Source organism: Variovorax sp. P4_D9, assembly GCF_056401695.1.
In genome coordinates, this window is record NZ_JBFUIU010000529.1 from 1 (window position 1) to 6,297 (window position 6,297).

Below are 6,297 nucleotides of genomic sequence, written 5' to 3' on the forward strand. Positions count from 1 at the left end.
CCAGATGAGAAAGGCTTGCTGCGACGAGCGGGTGCGTCTCGCCCAGGTGCAGACTTGCGAGGTCTCGCATTCGGCTTGCATTCTCCATTGCTTGCCGGTATAGACCTTGCGCATACAGTTGCTGCGTTCGCCGGTAGAGGTCATCTATTCGCCCAAGCAACAGTGTGTCCTCTTCCTGTTTACCGGTAGAGCAACCCTCTGTTGATTCCAAGACTCGCCCCCAATCTACGTGTCGCCGCAGCTCGAGCCTGGCTCGGCTGCCGACCAGCTTTGAACAACCCGCCTGATCGACTGGCACCATCCGTCGCTCATCTACCCCATGAACTCGTCGACCTTTTTGCTGCCAGAGATGATCAACGACGCAATCAGGTAGACGAAGAAGCCTGCGGCCAAGCCGATCGAATAGAACCCGAACAGCGTTTCGGTCTTGAAAACGGCGGTGACCGCCGCGCCCCCGACCGCCCCTATGACCGTAGCGACGTCGGACACTGCCGAGGAGTCCGTTCGGCGCCGCAGCGTTCGGTAGACGATCCAGCCCACGACCACGCCAAAGCAAAGAGCCCCGATGTCGGCGACTGTCATACGCGAACCTCCCTGACCAAGGTTTCATGCGCCTTGCAGCCCGATCGATCCCAAATCGAACCACCCGACACCGCTAAGCAGTTGATTCTGTTCGATTTTTGACCGGACACTACTGAAATCGAGCAGGAAAGCAGGGAAAGTTGATTGTCGTCAGGATTGACGATATGAACCAGGCGACGTCGGTATCTTTTCTCGAGGTTAGTGACACGGAACTCCGGCTTTTCCTTTCCGGCAACGATACTGATCCCCGCAATATGCTCCCACAGCCGCGCCCCAGAGCTGGGGCAACATGTGCTGAACAGGCCAGATAATGACCGCTTTGAAGCGATGAATATGACCGCGTGACCGACGGTACTGGGTTGGCAGCACCAGTTCATGACCATCGGATGCCGCCGTCGGCCCCGAACTTGCCGCGATTGTGGGTCGGCATGCGCGAATGACCGCTGTCGCCATCACCGACTTTCTCGCCGCGTGGGAGAAGGTCAAGTTCCAAGGTAGAACGGTCGCTCGCTGGGGAAGCTGCCTCCGGCTCCTATGGGCCCTACCCTGCCCCCCACCAACGCCCGTCGTGCAGCAGCTATGCAGCGGTTGCGGTCCTTCTCGGTTGGACGGCGAACGTACGCTGTCGGGCCCGTTTCCAGTCATCCAAGTGCCCGAGGACACCTCGGTATGGGCGGCCGGTCCCAAGGCATTGCAGTCATAGCCCCCTACTTGCCCTCTAGCGACCTTTGCCTTCGAAGAGTCGAACGTCCGCTCTGTCCGCCATCGAAATGGGAGTTCGGGCCCTAAGCCGCCTTGCAACTCACTTGATTCGACGCTCGAAAGCGGTCACTGACCCTGCGCTAGGCAAAACAAGGAACCGGTCTAGGGGAACGACCACCCGAGCAGCAGAAGGCCGCCTGAGGCGATCCAATTGCCTGCCACGCGCCACGCAGTTGGCGTTCCCGAACTCATTGCTGCGCAGGCCCAGATACTTGCTGCCCAGCTATTAGACGGAGATCTCCATCGGTGTGCACTGGTGGATGCCGTGCCGCGAGCGTCACGTCGCGAAGGCGGCCACCCGTTCGATGAACCAGAACGCGGCGAGCGATCCGATCGCATAAGGAGCGAGGCGGACGGCGCGCTCTGTCATCGGGCGCGTAACGCGCGCCGTACGCACGCTCGCAACGAGACCGAGCACGGCACCGATGAAGGCGAGCTGACCGAGTTCCACGCCGACATTGAACGCGCAGAGCGCGAGCGGAATGTCGGCGCGCGGCATGCCGATCTGCGACAACGCCCCGGCGAACCCGAAGCCGTGCAGCAGCCCGAAGGCGAACGCGACGACCCATGGCCAGCGTGCGGTCAGGCTCGATTCGCCCCGCCGCAGGCGCACGATCTCGCTGGCGAGCAGCAGAATGGAGAAGGCAATGGCCGCTTCCACCGGCGGCCCCGGCACATAAACCAGGCCCAGGGTCGCAAGCGCGAGCGCGAGCGTGAGCGAATGCGCGAGCGTGAACGCGGTAATTGTCCACAGCAGCGCGCGCGTGCTGCGGACGATGATCATCAACGCGAGCACGAACAACAGGTGATCGTAGCCCAGCAGAATGTGTTCGATGCCATGCCTGACGAACGCGCTGGCGATCTCGATCGCGCTGCCGGGCGACGCGGGAATCTCCATCCACGCCTGCGACGGGCGCGCGAGCATCGTCGTGATGTTGCCATCCGACGATTGCACGCGCACGAGCACATCGGCGATGGTGCCCGAGAGGCCGGGAAACTCGAYGCAACGGCCGGCGAGGCCGCCGGGCGCCTCGATCATGCGGCGCTCGACGATCGAATCGGAGAGCTCCTGCGTACTGGGCCCGGTGACATCGCGAACCGATTCCGGCATCTTCAAGACCACCGGCAAAGGCATGCCGGAAAGCAGCGGCGTGCGCCACAGCACCTCGTAGCGGTCGCCCGACATCTGCCGGATTTCGAGATAGGCAGGGCGGGCGTCGTGCGCGAGCGCGGCACTCGACATCGCAAGCAGCGTCACGACGAAGGCGAGGATCAGTCTCACTTGTTGCCGATGCCTGCTACGCCGCCGGGACTTTGCCGAAGSTACGCGACAATCGCCGCTCGCGAAGCGTATTGCTGGCGAACGCCCGACTTCATGAGCGCGACGTAGTCGGGAACCGCGTCGAACACGCGATACGACGTGCCATCGGCAATGGGGATCGCCAGCACGGCGCGCGAAAGGTCGGCAAGATCTTCCGCCGGCGATCGCGCCCCTCCGCCGATACACAGAGGACACGCCGTCACCGCCGCGCTCATGCAGACGAGGGCGACGCCGATGAGCCAGCGTCTCATGGGTTCCCCTTCGGCAGCACGACTTCGTAGCGCGCGCGCATGTCCTTGTACATCCGCGCCCGTGTCTCTTCACGGCGATCCTCGCTCCAGGCCGCCTTCACCTCGGGCTCGATCTCGTCGAACTCGGGAATGCGCTCCGGCGTGACCGAATCGATGAACACGAGATGCCATCCGTAGCCGGATTGGATCGGTCCGGTCCACGCGCCTTGCTTCGCCGCAACGAGAGCGCGGGCGAACGGCGGCCCGAATTCCTTCGCCACCACGTCGAAGCTGCGATCGCCGTAATACGAGTGGAACATGAACGGGTCGCCGGCGGTGGCGGCACGCGGCGCGTCGATCGGTTGACCAGCGAGTTGCCCGAGCGTGGCCTCGGCGTCCCGCGCCGCGCTCCCGCCGCGGCGATCGGGCGAGAAGTACACGTGGCGGAACGACGCGCTCGGCGGCAGCGCGAAACGCGCCTTGTGCTCGTCGTACCATTTTCGAAGCTCGCCCGGCTTCGGCTCTTCGAGCTTCGACACGTCCTCCGCCAGGAACTCCATCTTGCGCGCGAGCTGGCGACGGACGATGGTGTCGTCCTTGTCGAGTCCGAGCGCCAGGGCCTCGCGATACAGCACTTCCTCCCGCACCCGGGACTCGATCAGGTTGCTCATTTCCTCCGCCGTGGGAGGCGGGCGTGCCAAGGCCGCCATTGCCGTCAAGGAAGCCAACATCAAGATCGAGTTCTAGAACCCCCTGGGGAAAGCGCACTTTGGAGGCATGTTCACCAGCGATTCCGTGGCCGCACTTTAGACTCGGCGCGCCTCCAAGGCGGCAAGCGTGGCTTTTACATTGGCAGAAAGTTCGAGTAGAGAGCCGCCGAGCATCGCTTCGGTTTCGGCAATGCTGGCCTTCGTCGCAACGCTCACATTGAGCACATATACCGGACGGCCCTCAACCACGACCGGGGTGGCCAAGGCAACGACCTCCGGCTGCCACGAGGCCGAGCAGTACCCGCGCTCGGCCACGCTCCGAATCGCACTGGTGATCTCATCGCGGATCAGGCTCCAGCCTTCCTTGCGCCGCTCACGAAACTGCGCCATGAGGTCCCGACGCCTTGGTTCATCGGCCACTGCCAGGTAAGCCCTGCCGAGGGAAGTGAGCTCCATGGGTACTCGCTGCCCAGCGACCACGTTCCGCAACGAGACACGCCGGTTGTAGCGAACCGACTCCAGGTAGACCATTTCGTCACGGTCGGGAACCGCGAGGCCGACGTTGATGCGAAGCTTCTCCGCCAAGCTCTGCATCAGCGGCGCCACGGCGTTCAGCACAGGAGAGCCGGCACGCATCGCGTGGGCAAGGCTCAGCACAGGTGCTGCAAGCCGGTAGGCCCGCAGGATCCGATCATGCTCAAGCATCCCGACCTCCACCAACGTCTGGCACAGGCGGCTGACGGTTGCCCGTGATAGTCCGGTGCGCTCGGCAATCTCCCCGTTTCCTAGCAGGTCAGCGCCGGGCCTGAACGCGCGAAGTATCTCGATGCCCCGCTCAAGGGATCGATTCAGCGTGGGCTCCTCGAAGTGCAGGCGTCTGCTTGACATGGGACTCGGCTTGAAGGCGTCGGCGGCCAAGCGTACACAAGATTTCCACCGTTTGGAAATCACGCCGTCTGGACCATTGCTTTTTCACCTCGATGTGGTGTCGCTCGAGCATGCGCGTCTCACGAAGAGGAGCTGGATCGTCTGTGTCGCGTTCCTCAGCATCGAGATCACCATTATCAATTCCATTAGCTGGAAATGCAGGGATGCGCGAAGCGACTACAAGTCCTAAGCTAGGCGCACTCGATGAGAAGAGCAAGTCCGCCATCGATGCGCCCTGTACTTCTTATCCACGGAGACATTCCATGCAAAGACTTCTGCCCTTGCCTCGCTGCAAGTTCGTTTCGCTTCTGTTCTCGGTCGCGTTCACGGCGATCGCCATCGCTACACCGGCTCATGCCGCCTTTCCGGACAAGCCGGTCAAGATCGTGGTTCCGTTCGCTCCAGGTGGCGGCACCGACCTGGTCGCTCGCACCATGGGCATMACCATGGGCCAGGAGCTGGGGCAACCAGTCATCATCGACAACAAGCCGGGAGCGGGAACGATCATCGGGACCGACGCCGTTGCTAAGGCTCCTGCGGACGGCTACACGCTGGTGATGGCCACGGTGGCCCACGTGGTGAATCCCAGCATTCAAAGCAAGCTGCCGTACAACCACGAGAAGGCTTTCGCCCCCGTCATGCTCGTCGGAGTTTCGCCGAACGTGCTGGTCGTGCGGCAAGACAGCCAGATCAAATCGGTCAAGGATCTCATCGACGCCGCCAAAGCCAATCCGGGCAAGCTCTCGTTCGCATCGCAAGGTGCTGGCACTTCGGCGCATCTCGCTGGCGAGCTGTTCAAGAACCTGACCAAGACAAACATCACGCACATTCCTTACCGAGGTGCTGGCCCCGCCATCACGGACCTGCTCGGTGGCCAGGTGGATGTCATGTTCGCTACGGCGGCGGCGGTGGGAACGTTCCTCGAAAGTGGAAAGCTGCGTGCGATTGCCGTGACTACCGCGACGAGATCGACGACGCCGTCCCTAGCCAAGGTTCCGACCATCGCCGAGAGCGGTGTGCCGGGTTACGTCGCCGACAGCTGGTACGGCCTCTATGCCCCTGCGGGCACACCCGCAGACGTCATCGCCAAGTTGAATGCAGCCGCCAAGAAGGCCGTCCAGACCGAGTCCTTTCGGAAGCGCGTGGAGGGCGAAGGCCTCGTGATAAGCGGTGGTTCACCGGCGGACTTCGACAAGTACGCCAAGGGTGAAGAAGCGCGGTGGCGCAAGGTCGTCAAGGAAAACAACATCACCAGCGAATGATGGGAGCCCGAAATGACTGAAAAACTGATTGAACTGGAAGTCGCTGACGGCATCGCGACCCTGTGGCTGAACCGCCCCGACAAGCGCAACGCCATGAGCGACGACATGCGCACGCAATTCATCGCCGCGCTTGAGCATGTGACCTACGACAAGGGGATCCGCGCATTGGTCCTGACGGGGCGTGGCAAGGGGTTCTGCGCGGGCGGGGACGTCGCCGGCATGGAGCGCCGGATGCAGGCACCGGCCGGCGAAGTCGGCTTCAACGGCTGGAGCCGCCAGCAACGCGTCCACCACACCCAGTCGCTGCTGCACACCATGCCCAAGCCGACCATCGCTGCCGTCAATGGCGCCGCGTCGGGACTCGGGGCCGATACGGCACTGGCATGCGACTTCATCATCGCTTCGGATGCCGCGAGTTTCACCTGGTCGTACATCAACCGGGGCATCATTCCCGACGGTGGCGGCATGTACTTCCTACCGCGCCGAGTCGGCCTGTCCAAGGC

Annotated in this window: 8 protein-coding genes; 3 read left to right on the top strand and 5 right to left on the bottom strand. The window is 62.9% G+C overall.

Translation table 11 applies throughout. The features are described 5' to 3' along the window. Window positions 1-312: 312 nt before the first annotated feature. From AC1DY5_RS37720 to AC1DY5_RS37740, 5 genes are all read right to left on the bottom strand, one after another. The gene (locus AC1DY5_RS37720; RefSeq protein WP_478119577.1) at window positions 313-582 is read right to left on the bottom strand and encodes a hypothetical protein; all 270 of its coding nucleotides are present in this window, start codon (window positions 580-582) and stop codon (window positions 313-315) included. 1,039 nt (window positions 583-1,621) lie between these two features. Beyond that, window positions 1,622-2,626, bottom strand: a complete 1,005-nt coding sequence (locus AC1DY5_RS37725; protein WP_478119578.1) for a HupE/UreJ family protein — start codon at window positions 2,624-2,626, stop codon at window positions 1,622-1,624. After that, window positions 2,623-2,916, bottom strand: coding sequence for a hypothetical protein (locus AC1DY5_RS37730; protein ID WP_478119579.1), 294 nt, complete (start codon window positions 2,914-2,916; stop codon window positions 2,623-2,625). The genes AC1DY5_RS37725 and AC1DY5_RS37730 overlap by 4 nt, the downstream gene beginning before the upstream one ends. Continuing rightward, window positions 2,913-3,566, bottom strand: coding sequence for a peptidyl-prolyl cis-trans isomerase (locus AC1DY5_RS37735; RefSeq protein ID WP_478119580.1), 654 nt, complete (start codon window positions 3,564-3,566; stop codon window positions 2,913-2,915). The genes AC1DY5_RS37730 and AC1DY5_RS37735 overlap by 4 nt, the downstream gene beginning before the upstream one ends. A gap of 135 nt (window positions 3,567-3,701) precedes the next feature. Beyond that, complete coding sequence (locus AC1DY5_RS37740) at window positions 3,702-4,493, bottom strand: IclR family transcriptional regulator (protein WP_478119581.1); 792 nt, start codon at window positions 4,491-4,493, stop codon at window positions 3,702-3,704. Between AC1DY5_RS37740 and AC1DY5_RS37745 the strand changes: the two genes are divergently transcribed. From AC1DY5_RS37745 to AC1DY5_RS37755, 3 genes are all read left to right on the top strand, one after another. Beyond that, window positions 4,492-4,722, top strand: coding sequence for a hypothetical protein (locus AC1DY5_RS37745; RefSeq protein ID WP_478119582.1), 231 nt, complete (start codon window positions 4,492-4,494; stop codon window positions 4,720-4,722). The genes AC1DY5_RS37740 and AC1DY5_RS37745 overlap by 2 nt on opposite strands. Before the next feature lie 73 nt (window positions 4,723-4,795). Next, the gene (locus AC1DY5_RS37750; protein ID WP_478119584.1) at window positions 4,796-5,794 is read left to right on the top strand and encodes a tripartite tricarboxylate transporter substrate binding protein; all 999 of its coding nucleotides are present in this window, start codon (window positions 4,796-4,798) and stop codon (window positions 5,792-5,794) included. A 12-nt stretch (window positions 5,795-5,806) separates the two neighbouring features. Further along, window positions 5,807-6,297: enoyl-CoA hydratase/isomerase family protein (locus AC1DY5_RS37755; protein ID WP_478119583.1), on the top strand; the 491-nt coding region annotated here is incomplete at its 3' end.